The sequence below is a fragment of the Arsenophonus nasoniae genome (genome assembly GCF_004768525.1).
GTDB classification, from domain to species: Bacteria; Pseudomonadota; Gammaproteobacteria; order Enterobacterales; family Enterobacteriaceae; genus Arsenophonus; species Arsenophonus nasoniae.
On record NZ_CP038613.1, the window covers coordinates 1793658 to 1817345 of the forward strand.

Genomic DNA, 23688 nt, shown 5'->3' on the forward strand with positions numbered 1-23688 from the left:
CGTCTCATTAATCGGTTTTTTTATATCTTATGTTTTCTTATAATAGGTAATACCTATTGAATTAATAGTAGAAAGGAATTAGACGTTATATCTTTATGTTTATACATTAAATACATATCAAATAGAAGGGAGCAGTAAAATGTCTTTGGTTAATACAGAAATTAAACCTTTTCAAAATACCGCGTTTAAAGATGGAAAATTTATCGAGATATCTGAAAAAGATATTAAAGGTAAATGGAGCATTTTTTTCTTTTATCCTGCTGATTTTACCTTTGTTTGCCCAACTGAATTAGGTGACTTAGCTGATCACTATGAAGAGTTCCAGAAATTAGGCGTTGAAATTTATTCTGTTTCAACGGATACCCATTTTACTCATAAAGAGTGGCATAATCACTCAGATACAATTGGTAAAATTAAATATACCATGATTGGTGATCCAAGTTGGACATTAACGCGTAATTTTGAAGTGATGCGTAAGTATCAAGAAAATGATGAACAGAAAGAATTAGGATTAGCGGATCGTGGTACGTTTATTATTGATCCAAAAGGTATTATTCAGGCAGTAGAAATTACTGCTGAGGGTATCGGACGTGATGCATCCGATTTATTACGTAAAATCAAAGCTGCGCAATATGTCGCAAGCCATCCAGGTGAAGTCTGCCCCGCCAAATGGAAAGAAGGCGAAGCTACGTTGTCGCCTTCACTTGATTTGGTAGGAAAAATCTAATTAAAAACTTTGTGAGTAATTTTACTGTATTCGGGTGCATTAGCACCCGTTTTTTTCGGGGATAGAGCAATGCTTGATAATAATATGAGATCTCAACTTAGAGCCTATTTAGAAAAATTAATCCAGCCAGTTGAGTTAATAGCAACATTAGATGAGAGTGAAAAATCTGCCGAGATAAACGCATTATTACAGGATATCAGCACACTGTCAGATAAAATAACTTTTATCACAGACAATAACTTAGCGGTACGTAAACCGTCATTTTTAATTACTAATCCGGGTAAAGATAGCGGATTAAGGTTTGCCGGTTTGCCGTTAGGCCATGAATTTACCTCATTAGTTTTAGCACTATTGCATGTTGGCGGTCATCCTGCGAAAGAAGCGGCAGAAGTATTAGATCAAATTCGTCAATTAACAGGACAGTTTCACTTTGAAACCTATTATTCATTGTCATGTCATAATTGCCCAGATGTTATCCAAGCTTTAAATTTAATGGCGGTTTTAAATCCTAATATTACGCATACTGCTATCGATGGGGCTATTTTTCAGTCAGAAGTACAGCAACGAAATATTATGGCAGTGCCTGCCGTTTTTCTAAACGGTAAAGAGTTTGGGCAAGGGAGAATGACTTTAAGTGACATTGTCACTAAAGTTGATGTTAATGCTGAAAAAAATACTGTCCAAAAACTGAATCAGCAGCCACCTTATGATGTCTTGATTGTGGGTAGCGGTCCGGCCGGCGCTGCAGCCGCTATTTACGCAGCTCGCAAAGGTATTCGTACCGGTATTATTGGCGAGCGTTTTGGTGGCCAAGTTTTAGATACTATTGATATTGAAAATTATATTTCTGTATCGAGAACCGAAGGGCCCAAATTAGCGGCTGCACTACGTAGCCATGTTAATGATTATGATATTGATATTATCGATTCACAAATGGTGGCAAAACTTATTCCTGCCGATACTGTGGGTCAGTTGCATAAGATTGAAACCGTATCGGGCGCTACTTTACGTTCTCGCAGTATTATTATTGCGACAGGAGCTAAGTGGCGTGATATGAATGTGCCAGGCGAAAAAGAATATCGTACCAAAGGGGTAACTTATTGCCCCCATTGTGATGGGCCGTTATTTAAAGGCAAACGAGTCGCTGTGATTGGTGGCGGTAATTCTGGCGTTGAAGCCGCGATTGATCTTGCTGGCGTTGTTGAGCATGTGACTTTATTAGAATTTGCCCCAGAAATGAGAGCAGACGCGGTATTGCAGCAGAAACTAGCGAGTTTAAACAATGTAGATATTATTTTACAAGCTGAAACCCTAGCAGTAAAAGGGGATGGTGTAAAAATGACTGGCTTACAGTATAAAAATCGATTGGATGGTTCGCTAAATGATTTAGCGGTTGCTGGAACTTTTGTCCAAATTGGCTTATTACCTAATACCCAATGGTTAGATGGCGTAATAACCCGTAATGCAATCGGTGAAATTCAGGTTGATGACAAAGGTGAAACCAATATAAAAGGCATTTTTGCTGCCGGCGATTGTACAACTGTTCCCTATAAACAGATTATTATTGCGGCGGGAGAAGGGGCGAAAGCATCACTCAGTGCCAGTCAGTATCTAATGAACAGCATGCAATAAAATAGTTATTGCTATTAATTGCCCTATATCAACTATTTTCAAGCATCAACAACCCCTTGCCAAGGGGTTGTTTTTTTATTCAATTATTATTGAAACACTTACCGGCAAAAACTTTACCGCCAGGCTGGAGGGATAATTTTATGCAAGGTCTCTTTACACTGTTCATTTGCATGAATAATCATAATATCATATAAAAGTGCGGTACAAGTGAAGGCATTTTCTGTTCCAAGTAAGCGATTTTTCCAATTTTTGAACATCTGGTAACCCAACAGTGTTGGATCGAGTTGATGGGCTTTTTCCATTAAGGCATAAGCATAATAGCGCAGCATTAATGGAGAATTCCCATCAGTACCAAAAATGGCATTGGAGGAATAGCGGGTAAAAACCGTTGATAAAGCGAATTCTACCGCTATTTTCGGCTGTTCAGCGGCTTTTTTAGTAAGATGGGGGAGTGGATTTTTAAGGCGAAATTTTTGTTATGGCGGCTATTTTTGTGATCTTTTATTAAGTCAAAGATGAGCTCCCGGTTGCGGTCAACGCGTGATAATTTATAGTTGCCCATTTTTTGCTCTTTTTCCAGGGCATAAAGACGCTCTTCTCGGTTAAACGAACAACTGAGCATATCAATTGCCTCAGGCACAGGAATAATAAGGCCATTGTTAGCAACTAACCCGGCTACGCCGGGTGGCAGAGAATGAATGCTATTGTCTCGGGCATTATATTCAACCTTAACTTGATTTATTTCGGCCTGTTGTAGAAATTGTTGTTCTTCTTCACTCAGTGAATTAAACACTTGGGGTAAAAGAACATAGTAGGTTTGCTTAAAAACATCAGCGATATGTTGATTTTGCTGATTAAAAATCTCATCGATATTGGGTAATAACGTTATCTCTCCTTGATTATTGGGATATTCAACCTCTCTATTTTTATATAAGTAATTATTTAACCAATCTTCAGCAATATCATATTGCTTTAATTGTTGACGGGCAAGCGCTGGCCGGCATTGCCAATCCTGTAATAACTGCCTGAGTTGAACAAAGGGATTATTCTGGCTGAATTGATGTAAGTAATTAACATATTGCTGATAAATAACTTGGCTGTCTTGTTCAGTTATTTGGCCAAACGTTTTTTTATTTTCAGCATCCAACTGGTTGTGGATGAGGGCGGGTAATTTGAAATAACAAGAATATTCAGCCGAGGTGTTTTCTGCCAATAAAAGACTGTCGAGTAACATGCCTGTGGTAATAATATTATCCAGCGACATTTTATTAATTTCATCACCCGTTTCTACCAGTAGCATCGCACCGGCATGCAAATAGCCCCATTGCGCTTGATCTACGGTCATTTTTTGTAGTCTTTCATGTTCAAGCGGCGAGTTAACTTGCAACATCAATGTTGGCATCACTCGTTTTAGCACATGGTGTTGGTAATAATTTTTGGCTTCGGCCGAGAGGTAGCCAAACTCGGTTTTACGGTTTAATTGGTCGAATTGATATTTTTTTAGATCTGCATAATTCAATAATGAAATAGGGTTTGCTTTATTATCAGCGAGTTGCTTCGATAGCCATTGATCGTAGGGCATACCTAATATCGCCAATTGTAGCCAATCTGCAACAATAGTTTGTTGGCGTTGTGGCGAAATTTTCTCTCCTTCATTAGCTCCATATTCATTTAATGGAATTAATAATTGCTTAACAAGGATTGCTATTTTTGCTTCGTCGTTTTTATATTTTGTCAGATAATCAATGACTTAATTAATCAGATTAGGTGGCGGGTGGTTTTTATTATTCTGAGTTACGTTATCACTTTCTTTAGCCAGAAAGCGTTGTAAAAGTCTATTCTGTTCATGATACTACGCGTGAAATATCAACAGCACCATATTGCATACGATAAATAACGACATGTTCTAGTTTTTCTTGAAAGCCTTTCGATTCGATACTATAACGCCAATACCAAATATCACAGCGACATAAAAAATCCTTATCTGGATAAATAATATACTGTTTATATTGATCTTCCGAAGCGGAACCAGAACCTAGCACAGCATCTAAACCATTTGTTGCCAGCTCTTCAATAAATTTGCCTACTTTTTCGCCATTTGGTTCTTGCGAAAGCGAGAATGCCGATTCGATGGTTTTCGCAATTGCACTACCAACTGCATCTTTACTATCTGTTTTGGTCATGACATGCATACGTTCGGTTTGAAAATCTTTGGTGACTCCAGGTGCTAAGCTGTCTTCATCACTTTGATGCCAGGAATTATTCATTTCATGTTTGAAATTCTCTAATTTGGCTTCTCCCAATTTGACTAGGATATTGAGAGTCTCTTTCAACTGCTCTTCCATGTCTTTTCTTGGATCAAGATCACGAATAAATTTACTAACAACCGCCATAGTTAATCTCCTTATCAAATCATAATCATTAAAAAATAGTGTTTAATTGATAAACAATTGTTAACTATTTGATAGGTGCAGGGTGATTATTATTTTTTGGTCTTATTATGTATAGTGATTATTTGTTGTTTGAAATTTAATAAACAAATAATAAGCAGTTACGTGAATTAGTTAGATTGTGTTTTTGATCATTTTATCTGACTAAATTGATAAATAATAATTTCAAGTTAGGTGTATTATTAAACATAATTTATTTTAATTGATGAAAATCACCGGTCATTAATCTTATTATTTAATTTACTACTATTATTAAATTTTATTTTTAGCATTTTTTAATAATTGATCTGTTTCTATATTGGCTAAGGCAAGACATTGTGGCTCAATAGATCACTTCAGCATATTTCACCGCGTTTTTATGATATTGCATTGTTAGACATAACAACGTTATGACCAGCCAAGTCAAATTGAAAACCAATGCAGGATTGCCATCGCTATACTTTACAGGAAATGCGGTGATAATGATAAAAAATAACCAACTTAGCAAATAATAAAATGTTTTAAATATTTTATATTTTATTCTATAACTAATATTATTATTTTTTTAAGTAACGTTATTTTGATTGGATCGAATAACATTAATTTTTTATAAATAGATCTTGATTTATATCAAGATAAAATCAATTTTTCCATAAAAAATAACTTATTGAAAATAAAAAACTTTCGCACGATTTATTACTAAATGAAAATTAAATTAAATTAAATTAAATTAAATTAAATTAAATTAAATTAAATTAAATTAAATTTTATTTATTAATGTAAATTTAATAGCAATAAATAAATTTTTTTGCAATCAATTGTATTATAAATTTAGGCTTATTTTTTATACTCATTGTACAAATATTTTCTTGAATTTTTTAATTAAATAGCTAAGTGAATTTACTTATTTCATTAAAATTAGTGTTATTCATTAATAATGATTTTAACAAATTAGTAAGGTTTGTCGGAGGAGTATATGAAAAAATACCTTGTTCCAATCTGGATCATAGGAGGAATAATATTGTCACTATTATTGATAGGCTGCGCGATGGCGCAATCAGCAAAAATAAACCTAATTAAGCTTGCAGAAACTGGCGATTTAATGGCGATTGAACAGGCATTTAAAAATGGCACCAATCTAGAACAACGTGATTGGCGTTTACGGACACCACTAATGGCGGCTACTCATACTAATCAAATTCAAGTTGCGCGATTTTTGATGGAACACGGGGCAGATGTTAATGCGAAAGATGCTAGTTTGGATTCACCTTATCTCTATGCTGGTGCTAAAGGATTAAAGGAAATTCTAACCATGACGTTGACTCACGGTGCTGATTTAAAAAGTACTAATCGTTATGGCGGAACAGCTTTGATACCGGCGGCAGAGCGGGGCCATGTGCAAGTGGTACAAATGTTAATTGACGCGGGTGTAGATGTTAATCATGTCAATTTTCTAGGTTGGACGGCACTAATTGAAGCTATTATTCTTGGTGATGGCAGTAATAAATACGCTCAGATCGTGCAACAATTAATTACTGGCGGTGCTGATGTTAATTTAACTGATCATTTAGGTAATACACCATTGAAGTTAGCTAAACAAAAAGGTTATCAACAACTTGTGCAGATCCTACAAAATGCAGGAGCTAAAGAATGAGTGACCAACAGTTTTTGGAAAAAGCAATTAATTTAGCAAAAGAAAATGTTAAAGTAAGCGGTAGACTCTTTGGTGTCGTGATTGTCACCAATAATACCCTTATTGCTTCTGGTGTTGATCAAGCATTAGGTAAAATTGATTAGCGGATTGCACAGTTTATACTAGTGGAAAACCTTGTCCAATGTGTTTAGCGGCCATCAGAATGGTAGGGATTAGGTGAGTTTTTATGCTTATTCCAATCAATATGCTGCATCTTTTGGCCTCTCTAGTGAAAAATTAGCTCAACAATTAAGATTACCAGCGCAGCAACAGCAAGAATTTTGCGTTTGTTCAGTTAAAATTAACGTCACAAGTTGAACTTTATCAGCTATGGCAACAGCAGCAGGCAATTAAGCATTAAAATGTTAGCTAAAACTGTCCGGATAATTGCCGGACAGCTAAGTTACCGTTGATTAGCCAATAGACACTATACTAGATATTTAAACATAAATTTGCGTTAATTTCCTGCGCTAACAAATTAGGTACTGCAAACTCAACAGCGAGTTTTTGCCACTCTGAAACTTTTTCTATTGTTTCATCAATAATTCCGTTGATCATTTCTCGAGTAAACAGGGGACTTAACTTTTCTAATGAGTAAAAATCTTGGCGAGAAAAATTGTCACGTTTCCCATTTAAGCTCATCCAATGACTGTTTACCCATTTACTACCGGGCTTGTAGCTATAAGCTAAATCATAGGCGGGGGCTAACATCCACTTATCGCCTTTTAGCATAAAAGAAAAATTTTTAGCGTGATCATCATGATTGCGTGCCACAATATTAAAGGTCATTCTTTTTAGTAGTTGTTCTGCTTCTTTTGCTGAAAGTTTTAATTGTCTAGCAACACCGAATAATTCGGCGTAGGAGAAAGAGCCGGGTTTTTTGTAATCAACGTGAGCAAGGCCATTTAAGGTTTGTACATGGCGTTTTTTATTACCAAAACGATCAAAGCGCTGAGTAATAAAATGGCGTCTATTACCTTCAGCAAGCAGCCGACAAGGCATCATTTCTATGCCACAGCGGGTTGCCAATAAATAATAAACATATTCCATTGCACCAAAACCAACTGGATCACCAAAGGTTTGTTGATTTTTATTATGTTCGCTAACACCATCAAACTTTATTAAATAATGGGTAAAACCGTCCGGAACATTAGTTTGTCCCGAACGAACCTGGGTGAAATCTTGATTAAAAGCTAGAACGGCTTTTGGTCTCGCGCCACCAGCACTCATGCCAACTGAAAGCAGAGCCATCATTGCTTTGCGATCTTCCTGACCATTTTTATGTAGCTCAACGGTAAATTTTTGTCTTGAATCAAGAATTTCTTGAGTAATAGCAACCAGAGAACTGATCTCAACCTGTTGTGAGGCATTGAGACTTTTGATCCTAGTTGCTGGCACGTATTCCAACGCGCCCATCCCTCTTTTACCGGTATATTGTAGTCGCTGTAATGGTGTAATGGTGTAATGGTGTCAGGAGATTTACCCATCGTCGCAACCCAAGCATTAAGTACTGCATTACCAAAGTCATCGGGTAACGAGTCAGCAATTAAACCAGGTAATCCTTTAAAGGTATTAAAATCCAATTCGGGAAAACTATAAATTCGCGTTGCTAATGGCATTTTCAATGGCGATAACTCGATTCCTTGTTTGATAAAGCGAGAATTGTATTCAAAAAAACCTAAACCTTTGCTAGTATCAAAACTTACTGCACCCACTTCATGTTGCTTATAGTTGACATTGATAACTTCCATTACCATTCTGCTAAATCCTCTGTATTATTTTTTCTATGCCCTGATGCGCGTTGTCTTTTTTTACCTTGTAACTTAGCAAGTTGAATCGGTGAGATATCCTGTTTAGGCAAAAATAGATCTAATTGTTCAAGCAAATTCAATGCTGCCATAATAGCGATTAAGTTCTCTAATTGGACGTTACCTTTTTCTGCATTTAGGACCGTTTTTCGGCTGATACCGGACAGTTCAGCTACTTCAGCTTGCGTTAAATCATGATTTAATCGAGCTTGTTTCAAACGTTCGCCCAATTCCGCAGCGATCGCTGAAGCTGATTCTTCAAATATGCTCATAATATCCTCATTTAAGTACATTAAAGCAATAAAGTCACATTTATGGGTATATTTTAGCACATTATAATGATTAAATAATATTGTTGGTTAGTGTCCTAATATAGGGTCTTTATTGACTATAATAGGATTTAAAGTATCTAAATATGGACATTGTGGAAATAGTAAAATGGCAGTTAAAAGACAACTATTGCTTAATCAGCAAAAAATTTGTGTCAATTTGATACTTTATTATTAAGCTTAATTTTCTAACAATAAGGATTCATACATTTAATGTTAAGAGGTTTTTATGTCAGTTCCTGCTTTTGGATTAGGTACTTTTCGCCTTAAAAGTAATATTGTGATTTCATCGATAAAAAATGCACTTGAATTGGGTTATCGTGCTATTGATACGGCGCAAATTTATGATAATGAAGCTGATGTAGGGCAAGCAATAAAAGAGAGTGCTGTACCACGTGAAGATATCTATATTACGACAAAAATATGGACAGAAAATCTGAGTAAAGAAAAGTTAATCGCTAGCCTTAAACAGAGTTTAAGCAAACTAGGCACAGATTATGTTGACTTAACCTTAATTCATTGGCCGTCCCCCAATAACGCGGTAAGTGTTAAAGAAAGTATGGAGGCTTTATTAACAGCCAAAGAAATGGGATTAACACGTGAGATTGGTGTGTCGAACTTTACTATTGATTTGATGCAACAAGCGGTAGCTGCCGTTGGCATAGAACATATTGCGACCAATCAGATTGAACTGTCGCCATATTTGCAAAATCGTCGAGTTACTGCCTGGGCAAAAGAGCAGGGAATACATATTACTTCTTATATGACATTGGCTTATGGTAAAGCACTGCAAGATGAAGTTATCAAGCAGATAGCTAAAAAACATCAGGCGACGCCAGCACAGGTAATATTGTCCTAGGCGATGGCGCTAGGTTATAGTGTGCTCCCCTCTTCAACGAAGCGGGAAAATTTAGCCAGTAATTTAAAAGCCGTTGAATTGAAACTGGATAGCGAAGATATGGCCGCAATAGCTACGCTTGATCGTAATAAATCATCAACTCTTCAGAATTTGCTTTCATTAATATTATTCCTACAGCTAGTTACTAATGCTTAGGCACGCTAAAAAATTAAATAACTTTAAAATTAATTTTGACCACAAATAAAAATAATACCATTTGTTTAGTAGTGATTTTAGTCATTGGTCTGATTATTGTTATATAAGCAAATAATTTTATACATTCTCGTCATTTAAGCTTGGTTTTTTACCACCTATTATAATTATAACGAAGTTAATTAGAGGTTATGATGAGTAGTATCTTAATTATTAATGGCGGCAAAAAATTTGGCCACTCAGGGGGGCAATTAAATAATACGCTAACTAATGTAGCAGAAAATTATTTAGCTGAAATCGGTCATGCTGTTGAAGTGGTACACGCTGACAGCCAATATGATATTAACGCTGAAGTACAAAAAATCTTACAGGCTGATGTGATTATTTGGCAGATGCCGGGATGGTGGATGGGGGCGCCATGGACGGTAAAAAAATATATGGACGAAGTTTTTACCCAAGGGCATGGCTTGTTGTATGCCAGTGATGGACGTACCCGCTCAGATGCGAGTAAGAAATATGGCTCAGGTGGATTAATTCAGGGCAAGAAATATATGTTGTCATTAACCTGGAATGCACCTTTAGAGGCTTTTAACGATGAAACGCAATTTTTTAATGCAGCCGGTGTAGATGGGGTTTATTTACCTTTTCATAAGGCTAATCAATTTTTGGGGATGGAACCTTTATCAACATTTATTGTTAACGATGTGATTAAATCACCCGATGTTACAAGTTATATCGAAGAGTATCGTTTACATTTAAGCAATGTGTTTGGTTCCCAGAAATAATTAAGCGTATTCGCGAATACAGTCGCTGAATTTTTTGAGAATCTTATTCCAAGCATCATTGGGGGTGAAGAACCGTTTTGTGGGCGAGGGCGCTACATAGAAGCTAAGTGGGGCTGGTTTAACAGCCCACAACTCACTCCGTGAAGCGTTTTCTGTGAAGTTATTTTGGCCGAACGTTTAGCAATGCAATAAGCAGTATTATTGTTTGCCTAACCTTTCACAATGCAATATTGTCTTTTCAAAAGCCAGTGCAATTGCATCCTTCATAGCCTTTTCACAACCGGTTTCGTTATACATATTGGCGAATAACTGATAATCAGAAACAAAATCTAATGGGGCAGATTTTGGCTCCTTCTTATTTAGTTGTGCGTTGAAGTCAAATCCGACTTCGGGGCCAAATTGGTTTGCCGTCCATAAAACCTCATGCGGTGAGTGTCCGCCATCGTAAGTCATAAACATCATGATGCCAAGCAGAGCAAAATTAGGATTGATGTTCAGGCCTTGCTCACGTAGGTGAGACACAATACCAAGCATGACATTCGTTGAGCCAGATATCCCCGCACTATAAGGGATCCCATTTTGCAGTGCGGTATGGCATTGGCGTTATTTGCTTATTTAGTCGAGGTTTGTAATGCAATGCCGGTCTGTCGGTTATTGTCATCCAACTTTCTGACACTGCGGCTAATTGATGCCTCAGCGTTATACCTGCTGCAGGGGATACAGGATTGTTTGGCGTTGCGCCAGTGCGACCTCGGTGTGGAGTAAGCATAAATTTGTAATTTGAGTTGATCTGTTGGTACCAAGCTGCATTTCTCAAGTTGTCAATTTGAGAAAAGCCATTAAACAACTTCACAGCTAAATAGGGTATGGCAATACTTTCAAACCCATTGGTTATTTCATTTCGTAATAATTTTAGCAGTAAATTTTTTGATTCTGGCCAAGCAGATTCAGAAAATTGGCTAACACCATCCACTTGATTAAACCAAAATCGTATATCACCATCAATACGTTTTTGCAAATACTTGACCAAGGTTCATGGTTAGGAATCTCAATCAATACAGTAAGGCATTAATGGAGGTGTTTTGAACTTAATATTTCTATTAAATTCTGACAGTTTTCTCGTTGATTAACCATGAGAACAGTAATTCGGTTAAATTATCATCTAAAAGCCTAATAATAGGCACACTGCTCCTAGGCTGCGGTTTGTAACCATCGTTTTTTGACCATTTTATCCCGCCTTTCTGACAGTAAAGTGACGGCGTGTATTCCTTTTTCCGCACTCATAAACCGCAATCGGTTTCCACATAAAATACATTGGTACGGGTCAGTATTTAAAAAACCTTTGATAAGGGTGTCACCGATCATGCAAAACTGATCCACTAACGATCATCTAAAACTGATCCACTTGGTATTATTCGCACATTTTTGTACGGATAATTTATGTTAACCAAGGAGATATTTGTGGATATTCATGTTCGCTTTGCACAAGGACAAAGCCTTCGAAAAATTGCCAGTGAGTTGGGTATATCCCGTAACACCGTAAAACATCATTTACAACAACAGACAATGCCAACTTATGCTAAAAGAAGTCAACAACCGACTAAATTATCCCCCCTTTAAACCTTATTTGCTTCAGCGAATTGAACTGGCTAAACCTGATTGGATCCCTGCAACAGTCTTATTTGATGAGGTAGTTGAAAACGGCTATCAAGGTGGTATTGCTCAATTACGCCGATTTGTTTGTCAATTTAAACCAAGCATTGTTCCCGAAGTAGTCGTCCGTTTTGAAACACAGCCAGGTCAACAAATGCAAATCGACTTCACCAGCATCCGGCGAGGTAAAAAATCGCTGAAAGCGTTTGTTGCAACGCTAGGCTATTCGCGTGCGAGTTATGTAAAGTTCTTTGATAATGAACGAGCAGAATCGTGGCAGCAAGGTTTAAGAGAAGCTTTCGACTACTTTGGTGGTGTACCACAGGAAGTATTGTGTGATAACGCAAAATCCCTCATCATCGAACGGGATGCTTATGCAGAAGGTGATCATAAATTACATGTCGAAATGCTTCAAATGTCGAAAGATTACGGGTTTAAATTGAAGGCTTGCAAGCCCTACAGGGCAAAAACGAAAGGGAAAGTAGAGCGCTTTAACCACTATTTAAAAAACAGCTTTATCGTGCCATTAAACACCGACCTTCGTGCTCATAATCTTGAACTGGATATTGAAATAGCTAATGCAAAAGTGGGTCCATGGTTACAACGCGTTGCCCATCAGCGAATTCATGGAACAACGTTAGAGAAGCCAGCAGATAGATTAGCTAAGGAAGTTAAGTCTCTTCTACCCTTACCAGCAAGGGTTTGCCAATCTATCCCACAGACTAATACGCTTAATATCCCTATCGTACCGCCCCTTGAATCTGTCAGTTTGCAACACTCAATCAGCGTATACGAAGCATTACTGGGAGGTGAACATGTTATTGCATGAACAAATTGAACACCTGTGTGAGTCATTGAAATTAAATTCTATTCCGACTCATTGGTCATCACTTGCCGAAAAATGCATTGCCCAAGACAAAAGCTACGGAGAGTTTTTACTGTCCCTGTTAAAATGTGAGCAACAACAACGAGATGAACGAACTCGTAATCTTTTGAGTCGGATGGCAGGATTCCCAGCACATAAAGAACTTAATACGTTCGATTTTAAGTTTGCAACGGGGATCCCCAAACAACACATACAGGAATTAAGCGCATTAACGTTTATTGAACGTAATGAAAATGTCGTGTTGCTTGGCCCAAGCGGTGTAGGCAAAACGCATTTAGCTATTGGGTTAGGATTAAAAGCAGTACAGGCCAAGAAGAAAACCCGCTTTACCACGGCAGCTGAACTGATGTTGCAACTCTCAACTGCCAAACGACAAAATAAGCTCAAACAATATCTATCACGTTCGGTGATGGCCCCGAAGTTGTTGATTATCGATGAAATTGGATACCTGCCGTTTGGGCGAGAAGAAGCAAACCTGTTTTTCAATGTGATTGCCAAGCGTTATGAGCATGGCAGTGTCATATTGACGAGTAACCTATCATTTGGGCAATGGCCAAGTGCTTTTGCTGATGACGCAACATTAACTGCCGCTATGCTTGATCGTTTACTTCATCATTCGCATGTACTGCAATTAAGCGGTGAAAGCTACCGATTGAAAGATAAGCGGCGCTCAGGAGCAATAACTGAGTAAAACAGTGGATCAATTTTGATTGATCGGATTTAGATAAAAAGTGGATCAGTTTTCGGTGATCGTTGACATCAGTATTTAAAAAACCTTTGATAAGGGCCCCAAACCCAGGTTTTTCAGGCACATTAGGAGATATCATGTCTAACGCCTCATACACCTTCGGTAATAAGCACCCGCGTTTGCGATTGGCTAAAAAACCGTAATAACGGATCATCTTAAAATGTCGCGCAGGGATATGACTGACATAACGCCGTATCATTTCTTCTTGGGATAAGGTCTGTCGTCTGTATTGTTGGCTGTGGTGGTCATAGTAATGATGAACCACGGTGCCGCCGCTGTAGTGTTTCAATTGAGAAGCGGAGATAGGGGGACGTTTAAGATAACGGCCCAGATATTTCACATTATGCCAGGCCCCGCGTGTCTTTTTGGCAAAATGTACTTTCCAATAACGTTGAAACTGGGCATTGAGGTAACGGCACCAGGTCTGATAATTGCGAATGTGCCCGAAGCCAGGCAATTTATTGGGTTGTAACTGAAAATAGTTATCCCCTAAGGAGTCGAATGACCGCACTGCGCCAGACCTTTTCAACGTCTTTCTTTTTAAAGAAAATCGGTTTCCAGGTGTCATATTTAGTGAGTCCCCCACGCGTGACGGATAAATGAATATGCGGATGTTGATTGAGTTGGCGACCGTAAGTATGCAGCGCACAAAAAATGCCAATTTCGAGGCCTTGGCGCTTGGCGTGTTTGAGTATGGCGCGGGTTGCACAGCGAAAGAGTTGGTTGAGCAAGTACCAGTTATTGTTAAAAAAAGGCCAAAGTAGGTGAGGCATAGTGAGGGTAATATGTTGCCATTCGCAATCCGGCAAAATATGGCGCTGCTGGGCAATCCACTGTTCGGTGCCTTTGAGGCCACACGCACTGCAGGCTTTGGATTTACAGGTTTGACAAAAGAAGCGTGAATGAGAGCATTCAGGTGAAGAACAGCAATAACGGCGAACGCCCATAGCGCAGGTGCTGCAGGCGAGCATCTTTTCGACAGAGAGTAGTTGCCATTCATCCACGTGATTATTTTCGATGAAAAGGTTCCATCCGTCATCGTATTGAAATAGCAGTTTTGCAGGTCTGGGGATGTACATAGAGCAGAGTATAAAAGACGAGAAGGGAATTGCCTAGAAATAGAGCGCCTTTGCCGCGATGCTCACGCCAAAGGCGTGCTTATGTTCTTTGTGTTGAGTCTGTTTGGCTTTCTAGTAAATCAGCTATTCCATTTCCGATAGTATGCATCGCGTTCAACACCTCTTGAGGAGGGTTATTGACAAACTCAGCGATCCAGACGGACTCAAAATATCTGCCATAAATATTATCGTGTAGTCGCGTAGAAAAAAGCTCTTGTTCATTCTGCGGTAAAAGAGATACCAAGTCTGTCGTCGTCGAATTTTCGCTATAGGCCAGATTTGCTAAATCGTTTAATCCATTGCTACGCAAAGCATTACTGTCGTTAGTGAGCGATTTTACAGTTTTTTCCAAGTTCATATCATGGGCCAACCAGCGACTTTTTTGCGCCTGTAACAAATCCGTTATCAGTTTTTTTTGCTGCTCTGTATTCTCGACTTTAGTTAAGGCTTGAGCTAATGTCGTTATCCAACGCATTGTAACCTCCGATGGTGTACTACATACCGGTTTATTAAAGGCCTGTGTCGGACTGACGGGGATGTGTGGTGATGTCAGTATGGCAAAGTCAGCCATACTGAGATTTTTTTTAATCTCTTTCCCTAGCATATTCCCAATGAATTCAGCCGCTTGATTTGCGCGAAATTGCAGTGTGCTAGATTTATTTACCTCTTCCATTTTAGCCACGTAAAAATAGTTTCCATCTGGTGACTTTCTTAACAATAGGCAATCATTAGCAGATATTTTGTTATTTAGTTCTACTAATTTTGATATAAATTTTACTAATTCTGATATAGTTAGTTGTTCTTTTGAATTTTTAATTTCCACTTCTTTAGGTAGCTCTATCCTATAGATTCCTGGATTGGACTCAATATCATCAACTATTTTGTGATAAAGTTTTGCCAAATCCATTTCATTCAATATTTGCGTCTGCCCATCCTGAGAACGTAACAGTACATTGCATTCATCTTGTTGAATTGTTATTTCCTGTCCATTATCTAAAGTAACGGTTATATGGTCTACCATATGTGTGCGTAGAAATAATAAAAGCGATGCCTTGCCCGGATAATTAATAGAGAGTGGCAAAAACTGATGATTATACATAAAGTTATTTCTTTATTATTTCATTACAGTGGTAACTATTTAACATAATATGTATTATGCGAACCTTGATGGTATATTATGGAATATTAATCTAGGAATAATCATTTTATTGTTTTATTGATTTGGTGTGAAATTAAAAAACAAACAAAATATCGCTAAACGATTCGCTTGTCTTCGACCCTCAAACTACTCAGTCGCTTTATTTATCGTAAAAAGATGGCTTAGCAGGAGCGCTAACGCGAGGGTTCATTGCTACCCGATAAGTCCCCCCTGGCTTCGGCGGTTTTCCATTCAGTTATCTTTGTGATTTCAATCTGCCGCCTTCCATGTCCTGACGGACATTTTAAAAATATTTGTTACTAAGAAAACTAAATTACTAAACAATCGAGCTAGCAATACGTGCCTGTAACATCCCTGTCTCACTTATGTTTTTACTAGCGCCTTCCAAACTATCGGCTTGCTTATCTACAAGATTTTTAAGCGTTTTTTGTTGCTGTTCTTTCATTTTATCATACCAGTCAAAACAAAATTCAAAGAAATTCTGCTCAAGCATTAACTCTTCAATCTCTTTTTGAAGTCCAGCTTTATCTAAATAAATACTTCCTTTAGCAATAGCTAGACCACCATTAGTCACGCCATTCAAAATGGTAGCACCTGCTTCTATAGCGTTTTTAGGTGATTTAAGTTTTGTAATATAAGGCATTATTTCACGAACAAACATCTCATAAAATTTCTCAGCGAGTGCCTTCATTGCTTTAAAACCTTCCTTTATTGAGTTCTTTAAAACTGCTTGAGTTAATTGGGGGATCATCTCTTTTAAAATAATTTGTGTTCCTTTCATGATCCCTCTACCCAACGTTACTAATGCTCCAGCTTTGCAAACATCTAAAATAACTGCACCAACTTCAAGTACTGTTTGCACGTAAAATGCTGCATCAGCAACTTTTTGCCACATTTCTTTATCACCTATACCAAAATATATTGCTGTTTCAGCAATAGCTTTGACTATACCTGCCACACCCGCGGCGATATAAACTGGACCTGCGGGTTGTCCAAGACAAGTCAACACCGCGCCATAAGCTATTTCAGCCACACCAACTATCCAATCGAAAAGAACTAGCCATTTATTTTTTTCGGATTGCTCAATTTTTTTTGCCAATTCTTCTTGAAATGCCTTAACGTTTTGATCACGTAAAAACGCTTGAGTATCCGTCATCAATTTACTAGCCTTAGCGACTGAATTAGCAGTATCACCGAATATCTTTAAACTAAGAGTTGATGAGAGTAAAAATAAATCGTTAATTGACACTTTCTCGATATTTTTTAGAGTCAGATTCTCTGTGTTGTGGAAAACAGTTAACACCCTTCCTAAAGCCTCGTCTGCCTGCTGATAGGTGATTTTCCCGGTTTTTTTCTCACCTACCATATTTAATAATATTTCATTCGGTATAGGAGATTGCGGTAACGGTGATTTAATCACAGGAGCATTATTAATAATACTGAGCTCTTGTCGCTCTGGTGAAGAAATAGATGAAAAAACATTTATATTATTCATGAAATAATAGCCCTATTAATTTAAGTCAATTTATATCTTAATTATACTTATTGATATTCAATATCAGGTATTATACGTAAAGCTTACGATTGTGGTATAGTCACAGCCCCTCCGATTTACATACTGCAACACCATTGTATATACCAACCGATAATAACCTATAGCTGTTCTGTGATTTTTTAATTGTGGGGAAGCAGAAATAAAAAAAGCCCGCCATAAAGTAGCGGGTTTCCCTGATATGGTGTGATGCGACTCAAAATCAGAAGTGGCGGTATTTACGATTAATTTTAGAAGTTATAACCTAATACCGCATCGATATTATCTCATCGAATAAAATACCCTAGGTGCGTTAAACGCACCTAGATTGACCGCCTTTTTTATGTCTTACAAATGCGTTGCTGGCAATCATACAAGGCAAATAACACCAATCGAACATGAAATACCGTTAATAATCCCGTTAATGAGGCTGGCTCAAATTTCATTCTGGATTCTGTTATCGTCTGTCTCACCACTTTATACGCCACTGAACGCAACACTGAGATTTCTTTTTGTGGAATGCCAAAAGCAAATAACAATGCCGTTTCAAACTGTACTGGCGTTAATTCAGGAAAAAGATTGCGTAATTCCGGATATTGAGTAGGATCGAACACAGTCATATAGACCTCCAGTCAGGTTTATGTGATAGCTGTATAGTCAGATCGGAAGTCTGGCTATACAGCGCTAAAAAACAACTTAACGCTTAACAAACAACATGTAATACAACAAACCGACGTTTTATTTTCTTACCGGCTACGTCGGTTCGCCTCTTCAGACAGGCCGCGTTCCTCGCTAATGCTGTGGTACGCTGCCTGCCTTCATCGCTGAACCTTCTTCACCTGCAAAATCACTAAAATATCAGTTTTATTATTTTCTGCCGACGCCCCCGTAAACCAGCCCTTCGGCAAAAATGAAAATCCGGTATCGACTTCAGTCACTTTATTCTCAGCCAAACCGCCTAACAAAATAATATCGCCATCAGCAACGCTCACTTGCGTATTGACCTGACGTTTAATCAATGTTGGACTGTTATTGACACCTGTTTCAGTTTTGGCAAAATTTGATAACTACTGGTCAATGGTTAAATCTACACCCTGTTGCCGGATTTGCGGACGTACATTTAATATAACCCCACTGGAACGATATTCTATTGACTGCACAGGCTTATTATCAGAATAACTCACCTTACCTAATACAGGCACATCAGAACCAACAGAAAATGATGCTTGAGCTCCATTCTTCACTCTTAATCTAGGTGAACTCACCACATGAAAACGGCTATCCGTACGAAATTTGACGATAAAACCACTTTAGACGAACGGATGGAAAAACTAGCTACTGGATTAGAACTTTGAGAAACAGAATTAACAGATTGCGCATGTTTCGGCTTTTCAGGATTTAAATACTGATTGAAGTACTGATAAACGAAATAAAGAGAAACCAGAATAGCCAAAGGCACAAGCACCATTAACATCAACACTTTTGTTGATGAAAAAATAGACTGCCGTTTATCCGTCTTTAAGGTATTAGGATTATTTCCCTCAACCGATTTATAAAGCTCAAAAATCGCCTTATCGTATTTTTCCTGATAATAATTCATCCGATTCGATTTGGTGATTTTAACGCCTTGAAACACATCAACCCGATAGCGATTACTTAATCCCAGAGAAACATGCTTTTGCATCCGATAGGTTGTTTCAATACGGGCTTTAATAAAACGGGGAATATCCGTTACCGTCTGATTAATCACCACCAAAACCGACATAATACCCGTCTTTTTATTTATAAAATGACCATGTTCAGCAATAAACGAACGATGATTTTTTAGGAATATCTTTATCGCTGCCCCATACCCGCCAAACTTCATCAATCACCACCAAATCGCCAGCCTGACAAAAGGTAGACTGATTTTCCATCGACGGTAAAAAATCTTCATCAAGACACTGACCATTCTCAACGTGAACCAATAAGCCTAATTTTTCATGCATCAATTTTTTATTTTGTTTCAGGCAATAATCTTTTATTTTTTGCTCATTCAGCCCGTAAATATTAGAAACAACACGACGACCGGACGCAATCGCAGGAACAATAACCGATTTCACCACCTCGTAAGACTTGCCGGAGCGAGGAACGCCGACATAAGCAGTAATTGGCATACGAATCCCCTTACCCGATTATCGGCAATCTACGGATAATAAAGCGCGTCACCATTGCTGATATCACCAATGGCACGCCAAATGGAAACTGTAATAAATTTAGGAAATACCAAATCGCATCAGGCAAAGCAGCAAAAAGCTCCGCTAAATTTGTCGATTTAAGCAAAAACACGTCTATAACAATAGGAATAAACTCTGTCGTAATATAAAACAACGCAAAAAACAAAAAAAACTTAGGCACAATTCCTTTAAAAACAAACTCAAATGCACCACTGAATAACGTAATAAATAATCGTCCCATATATCACCTATGCACTTAATAATTTCCGCAATGCGATAAATGCCCAAACCAACGCAAATATGGTTCCAATAACTCCCCTGTTTTGTTCAATCAACGGACAATGTGAGTCAATTTTGTAATCTTTGCCATAAAATGGAACACTCCAGACCGGACACTGAACATTACGGGACGGTAAACTAAAATTTTGCAAGAAGGGAAAAAACGACTTATAAGGCTGTAATATCTGTTCCGCCGTTGGCATTTTTAAGTCAGGATATTTAATATCATTCTCTTTAAAATCCACATTATTGCCGGATAAATCACCTGATTCATTATTATTGGAATATGATGGCATCACCTGAATAGGTGAATGAGAATTAAGTTGTGCAGGTTTAAACCATTCACTTTTTTTAAGATTAGATAATTCAGGATTACTGGAAGTGACTTCTTCCTTAGAAATTGCATTACTTGAGCTATAGGGAACGCCTTGATAATCCGTAGATAAAGAAGCTTCCATAAATATATCATTATAAAATTTTGTTAATTCATCAATATCTATCGAAACCTCGTTTAATTTTTTTAAAAAAGATTCTTTAACTTGATTAGGCTGTTTTTCAGGTTCTTTTGGAATACCTTTGAAACCACTATTAGTATGAACATGAACATTAGTCTCAAATTTTCCCACCTCGCCTTTTTTATAAAAACCCCGAGATTCAGTATAGACACCCACGTATTCTAATGTCACAAAACCCATATCTTTATTAATACGCTTTACGCTAGGCGAATCAACACTACAAGCGACTCCAGCTAATCCACAAACTTTTTTTTGATTTGAATTTTTATATTGATAAAAATAAGACAAAGCAACACTTGCCCAATCATAACCCTGTATGATTTTCTTATTAAAATAAGTATAAAATGGATAAGAGTTATTTAATGAATCCGAAATAATGACATCACCATTTTCTGTTGTATTTATTGTTATAAAAAAGGGATTATCTGGAGATGGCTCAAAATCTGAAATATAGTTTTTTCCATTTATAAAAACATCATACCGACCATCATCTCTTTTCTTACCACTCGTAGCGACTTTAATTTCATCAGAAACAAAAGCATTTTCATTTATAGTCCCAATGCTATAACCCACGCCAGCCCAGCTCAACGCCCCTCCAACGGACTTATAAATTGATTTATCACTTATCTTTGATGAAATACGTTTCAACAGTGAACTTGAAATAGAACGGCTTGTATTACTCACTAAGGATAAATACACGGCATCATTAGCAGCAATAGCAGAAGCTCTCGTCGCTATTATTCTGGCTAAACCCGCACCAATAGCCGTACGAGCAAGTAAAATCGCCGGATTCGCATAGGAATAATAAATAGGAAAAAATAAAAAGATAAAAATCAAATGATAAACAACCATTTTTTTCTTCAAAGAATATCGATTCATTATCATTGCCTATCATCAATAAGTATTAAATCCCTGTACAACCGCCCAACCACATAATACACCGGTAAAAAAACTCATTAGTTCCCACATAAATACCTCTGAAAAGGGGCAATAAAGCCCCTGTCAGCTAAAACGCATTGAGCATACGAGCAACTTTTTTAATGCCCATAACAACCACAGCAACGCCCATAATTGTCCCCGCCACAGCAACAACGCCCGTAATAATCGGAGCGACATCAATCTTTTTTAATAATCCATCAAGATAATTAGCCGATACAGGCGCATCTTCAGCAAACGCAAAAGAACTTAATGCCATTGTTGCGAAAACGCCCGTTTTTAAATAAGCAGAAGAAATACTATTTGTAATATTCATAAAACACCTACAAATTTAACATTTTAATCATTCGTCCTAATCCGTAACCTAATACATAAAAGATCAAGACAAGCCCTAACCCAGCCCCTAAGATATTTACATTGAATTCTCCTAACGGCGGATTATTTGAAATAACCAAAGATTGAAGCTTAATAACTTCTGTTTTCGATAATTTCAAAATTACGTCATTACAACTATTTTCATTCCCATTAGTATTCACAATGGGATGACATAATTTAGTTGTAATATCAAAGTCATCTTCCATACTAGCTACTCTGCTAAATCAAGGAACATTTCAACGTTATACCCAAATGTCATTTACCCTGTTTTTTTATCAGGATATCTAAAGGAACGCTTATAACCTGAAATACGACAAACTAGTTCATTAATATCAAATTATTTTGATTTAGCTTCTGAAATAAGCACAAATATTTGATCATAAGCAATTTCAAGATTGCCATATTTATTTACCGCAAAAGAATTCGGATGATATAAATATTGCCCTGCGGAATATGGCAATTGACCTTCTTTTAATGGAATGGAAATTTCAATATTTTGTCGACCTTTATGTAATAATCCAATTTGATAATAACGTTTTATCGCTTCATCTTTTTTATTACCATTTTCATCTTTTTTAAAAAATTCCTTTTCTAAAACCCGAACATCACTTTCTTCAATTTCAACCATTAATAAATATCTTGAATCTACCGTTATCATTGCCATATTTAATTCTCTCTTTATTAAGCGACCAGCATTAAATGATTTCTTTCTCTATACCAGTTTGGTTTTTCAACAATATAAGGTTTAATTTCACGCACATTACGCACCACCACACTAGGAAATAAAGACACGTTATATTCATCCGCAATATCAATACCGATTTTACGTAAACGTGCTCGATGAACTTGTACTTGTTTTTTATTTAAATCAAAGCGCTCACCTAACGTCCATGAATACGCATAAAAAGCCGTTGTATTAGCAGCTCGGGTACTATCAACAATACCTTTTTCAATTAATTCATTTGCTACCGTTTTTATATCCATGTTCGTCACCGATAATTTCTCTGGTAATGCGATAAACTCATTTAATAACGTTTTTAATTCATCAAATTCTGAATAACCCCAATAACATAATTTATATCGCTGTAAATATTTGCCATGTAATTTCAATTCAAATCTGACTATGCCTTCTAATACCAAGTATTCATATAACATCTTTAAATATTTATATTCCTGACTTTCATTTCCAAATTTATTTTCTATTTTCTTCATTGAGTGAATTAATAAATCATGCGCCTTACAATAAACACTGGGATAAATTAAATGAGCATTACCTAATTTCGATAACCAATCACACGTCATACCATTGGTATGTAACCGAGGGATCGAATTTCTAAAACGGAGTGTCGACATTCCCCGAATAAACGCCCTTTCATTGTCATAACCTACTGCAATATTTTGATTGATATGTATTTCTTTAATTAATGCGCCATTCCAAACGTGCCCCGCTACTGTACCCTCTGGAGACTGACGCAATTTAAAACGAGCCCCTTTTGAAAACGGCGGTAATCCTAAAGAACATAAAATACCATTAAAAACATCAAAACATTCATCAACAGATTGACAGCCAAATACATTATCCAATTTCCCCCATCGAGACGGATTACCACTCATAATCAATACAGAACCGCGTATCCTTATATTGACCAAATCACAAAATGATCCCTCATGACAAAAATTTGGCTGAGTCAATTCAAAGGCCTCTCCCGTATCAATCCGTATACGTTGATAAGCTACGTCCCCTAACATCGGTAACGGAAAAATAAAGTCCTGTTCTGCTTTCAGCCAATCGTATTACATTTTAAACTTTTAAAATTT

Annotated in this window: 25 protein-coding genes and 5 pseudogenes; 8 read left to right on the forward strand and 22 right to left on the reverse strand. The window is 37.2% G+C overall.

Translation table 11 applies throughout. The features are described from left to right. The first annotated feature begins 139 nt into the window (after nt 1-139). On the forward strand, nt 140-727 hold the full coding sequence (ahpC, locus tag ArsFIN_RS08875) for an alkyl hydroperoxide reductase subunit C (protein ID WP_026823608.1): 588 nt from the start codon (nt 140-142) through the stop codon (nt 725-727). Between the two features lie 69 nt (nt 728-796). Beyond that, complete coding sequence (ahpF, locus tag ArsFIN_RS08880; RefSeq protein ID WP_026823609.1) at nt 797-2359, forward strand: alkyl hydroperoxide reductase subunit F; 1563 nt, start codon at nt 797-799, stop codon at nt 2357-2359. A gap of 113 nt (nt 2360-2472) precedes the next feature. Here the strand turns inward: ahpF and ArsFIN_RS08885 are convergent, their stop codons facing one another. The 3 genes from ArsFIN_RS08885 to ArsFIN_RS08895 all read right to left on the reverse strand — a co-directional run bounded on the left by ArsFIN_RS08885 (nt 2473) and on the right by ArsFIN_RS08895 (nt 4752). Further along, nucleotides 2473-2772 carry a hypothetical protein gene (locus ArsFIN_RS08885; RefSeq protein WP_081700690.1) on the reverse strand — a complete coding sequence of 100 codons (300 nt, stop codon included), beginning with the start codon at nt 2770-2772 and terminating at the stop codon, nt 2473-2475. Beyond that, entirely contained in the window at nt 2769-3941 is a 1173-nt protein-coding gene (locus ArsFIN_RS08890; RefSeq protein ID WP_026823611.1) for a hypothetical protein, read from the reverse strand. Before ArsFIN_RS08890 ends, ArsFIN_RS08885 begins: the two co-directional genes overlap by 4 nt. 262 nt (nt 3942-4203) lie before the next feature. Then, nucleotides 4204-4752: a hypothetical protein gene (locus tag ArsFIN_RS08895; protein ID WP_026823612.1), complete on the reverse strand. Its 549-nt coding sequence runs from the start codon at nt 4750-4752 to the stop codon at nt 4204-4206. 1012 nt (nt 4753-5764) lie between these two features. On the opposite strand from ArsFIN_RS08895, the gene ArsFIN_RS08900 reads away from it, so the two are divergent. Both ArsFIN_RS08900 and ArsFIN_RS27410 read left to right on the forward strand, forming a co-directional pair. Further along, entirely contained in the window at nt 5765-6442 is a 678-nt protein-coding gene (locus tag ArsFIN_RS08900) for an ankyrin repeat domain-containing protein (protein ID WP_026823613.1), read from the forward strand. Then, entirely contained in the window at nt 6439-6585 is a 147-nt protein-coding gene (locus tag ArsFIN_RS27410) for a cytidine/deoxycytidylate deaminase family protein (RefSeq protein WP_246067404.1), read from the forward strand. Before ArsFIN_RS08900 ends, ArsFIN_RS27410 begins: the two co-directional genes overlap by 4 nt. Before the next feature lie 328 nt (nt 6586-6913). On the opposite strand, the gene ArsFIN_RS27420 is transcribed toward ArsFIN_RS27410, so the two are convergent. From ArsFIN_RS27420 to ArsFIN_RS08915, 3 genes are read right to left on the reverse strand one after another with little or no spacing between them, the layout of a single operon-like run. After that, the gene (locus ArsFIN_RS27420; protein ID WP_246067405.1) at nt 6914-7735 is read right to left on the reverse strand and encodes a type II toxin-antitoxin system HipA family toxin; all 822 of its coding nucleotides are present in this window, start codon (nt 7733-7735) and stop codon (nt 6914-6916) included. After that, entirely contained in the window at nt 7732-8238 is a 507-nt protein-coding gene (locus tag ArsFIN_RS27425) for a HipA N-terminal domain-containing protein (RefSeq protein ID WP_246067407.1), read from the reverse strand. Before ArsFIN_RS27425 ends, ArsFIN_RS27420 begins: the two co-directional genes overlap by 4 nt. Then, on the reverse strand, nt 8232-8561 hold the full coding sequence (locus tag ArsFIN_RS08915) for a helix-turn-helix transcriptional regulator (protein WP_026823614.1): 330 nt from the start codon (nt 8559-8561) through the stop codon (nt 8232-8234). Before ArsFIN_RS08915 ends, ArsFIN_RS27425 begins: the two co-directional genes overlap by 7 nt. Before the next feature lie 286 nt (nt 8562-8847). On the opposite strand from ArsFIN_RS08915, the pseudogene dkgB reads away from it, so the two are divergent. Together dkgB and ArsFIN_RS08925 are read left to right on the forward strand one after the other, a co-directional pair. After that, nucleotides 8848-9672: pseudogene (gene dkgB / locus ArsFIN_RS08920) on the forward strand (2,5-didehydrogluconate reductase DkgB). 191 nt (nt 9673-9863) lie between these two features. Next, nucleotides 9864-10454 carry an NAD(P)H-dependent oxidoreductase gene (locus ArsFIN_RS08925; RefSeq protein WP_026823615.1) on the forward strand — a complete coding sequence of 197 codons (591 nt, stop codon included), beginning with the start codon at nt 9864-9866 and terminating at the stop codon, nt 10452-10454. A 198-nt stretch (nt 10455-10652) separates the two neighbouring features. Here the strand turns inward: ArsFIN_RS08925 and ArsFIN_RS08930 are convergent, their stop codons facing one another. From ArsFIN_RS08930 to ArsFIN_RS26295, 3 genes and pseudogenes are all read right to left on the reverse strand, one after another. Beyond that, a complete protein-coding gene (locus ArsFIN_RS08930; protein ID WP_135677646.1) occupies nt 10653-10976 on the reverse strand; it encodes a hypothetical protein in 324 nt (107 codons plus the stop codon). Between the two features lie 40 nt (nt 10977-11016). Continuing rightward, nucleotides 11017-11472, reverse strand: a complete 456-nt coding sequence (locus ArsFIN_RS08935) for a hypothetical protein (RefSeq protein ID WP_026823617.1) — start codon at nt 11470-11472, stop codon at nt 11017-11019. A 173-nt stretch (nt 11473-11645) separates the two neighbouring features. Next, a pseudogene (locus ArsFIN_RS26295) lies at nt 11646-11804 on the reverse strand (IS91 family transposase); the annotation flags it as partial. A gap of 90 nt (nt 11805-11894) precedes the next feature. Between ArsFIN_RS26295 and istA the strand changes: the two are divergent. Then, nucleotides 11895-12936: pseudogene (gene istA, locus ArsFIN_RS08940) on the forward strand (IS21 family transposase). Further along, nucleotides 12923-13684: an IS21-like element helper ATPase IstB gene (istB, locus tag ArsFIN_RS08945; protein WP_135677409.1), complete on the forward strand. Its 762-nt coding sequence runs from the start codon at nt 12923-12925 to the stop codon at nt 13682-13684. The pseudogene istA and the gene istB overlap by 14 nt, the downstream one beginning before the upstream one ends. Before the next feature lie 67 nt (nt 13685-13751). Here istB and ArsFIN_RS29145 read toward each other — a convergent pair. From ArsFIN_RS29145 to ArsFIN_RS09005, 13 genes and pseudogenes are all read right to left on the reverse strand, one after another. Further along, nucleotides 13752-14820 (reverse strand): annotated as a pseudogene (locus ArsFIN_RS29145) (IS91 family transposase); the annotation flags it as partial. Nucleotides 14821-14899: 79 nt separating this feature from the next. Next, nucleotides 14900-15958 carry a hypothetical protein gene (locus tag ArsFIN_RS08955; protein WP_026824168.1) on the reverse strand — a complete coding sequence of 353 codons (1059 nt, stop codon included), beginning with the start codon at nt 15956-15958 and terminating at the stop codon, nt 14900-14902. Nucleotides 15959-16334: 376 nt separating this feature from the next. Beyond that, entirely contained in the window at nt 16335-17513 is a 1179-nt protein-coding gene (sctE, locus tag ArsFIN_RS08960; RefSeq protein WP_026824125.1) for a type III secretion system translocon subunit SctE, read from the reverse strand. Nucleotides 17514-17890: 377 nt separating this feature from the next. After that, nucleotides 17891-18169, reverse strand: a complete 279-nt coding sequence (locus ArsFIN_RS08965; protein ID WP_026823775.1) for a hypothetical protein — start codon at nt 18167-18169, stop codon at nt 17891-17893. Nucleotides 18170-18367: 198 nt separating this feature from the next. Further along, nucleotides 18368-18838 (reverse strand): annotated as a pseudogene (locus ArsFIN_RS08970) (type II secretion system protein GspD); the annotation flags it as partial. After that, a complete protein-coding gene (locus ArsFIN_RS28190) occupies nt 18811-19416 on the reverse strand; it encodes a zonular occludens toxin domain-containing protein (RefSeq protein ID WP_210409109.1) in 606 nt (201 codons plus the stop codon). The pseudogene ArsFIN_RS08970 and the gene ArsFIN_RS28190, both read right to left, overlap by 28 nt. Then, nucleotides 19349-19705 carry a zonular occludens toxin domain-containing protein gene (locus ArsFIN_RS28195; protein ID WP_210409110.1) on the reverse strand — a complete coding sequence of 119 codons (357 nt, stop codon included), beginning with the start codon at nt 19703-19705 and terminating at the stop codon, nt 19349-19351. Before ArsFIN_RS28195 ends, ArsFIN_RS28190 begins: the two co-directional genes overlap by 68 nt. Before the next feature lie 10 nt (nt 19706-19715). Further along, nucleotides 19716-20006, reverse strand: a complete 291-nt coding sequence (locus tag ArsFIN_RS08980) for a DUF2523 family protein (protein WP_026821880.1) — start codon at nt 20004-20006, stop codon at nt 19716-19718. 7 nt (nt 20007-20013) lie between these two features. After that, nucleotides 20014-21438 carry a hypothetical protein gene (locus ArsFIN_RS08985; protein ID WP_135677647.1) on the reverse strand — a complete coding sequence of 475 codons (1425 nt, stop codon included), beginning with the start codon at nt 21436-21438 and terminating at the stop codon, nt 20014-20016. Nucleotides 21439-21565: 127 nt separating this feature from the next. Beyond that, nucleotides 21566-21811, reverse strand: a complete 246-nt coding sequence (locus ArsFIN_RS08990) for a hypothetical protein (RefSeq protein ID WP_135677416.1) — start codon at nt 21809-21811, stop codon at nt 21566-21568. Between the two features lie 7 nt (nt 21812-21818). Further along, nucleotides 21819-22076, reverse strand: coding sequence for a hypothetical protein (locus tag ArsFIN_RS08995; protein ID WP_135677648.1), 258 nt, complete (start codon nt 22074-22076; stop codon nt 21819-21821). A 131-nt stretch (nt 22077-22207) separates the two neighbouring features. Then, the gene (locus tag ArsFIN_RS09000; RefSeq protein WP_026824084.1) at nt 22208-22534 is read right to left on the reverse strand and encodes a single-stranded DNA-binding protein; all 327 of its coding nucleotides are present in this window, start codon (nt 22532-22534) and stop codon (nt 22208-22210) included. Nucleotides 22535-22551: 17 nt separating this feature from the next. Further along, the gene (locus ArsFIN_RS09005) at nt 22552-23619 is read right to left on the reverse strand and encodes a phage/plasmid replication domain-containing protein (RefSeq protein ID WP_071846919.1); all 1068 of its coding nucleotides are present in this window, start codon (nt 23617-23619) and stop codon (nt 22552-22554) included. Nucleotides 23620-23688: the final 69 nt, after the last annotated feature.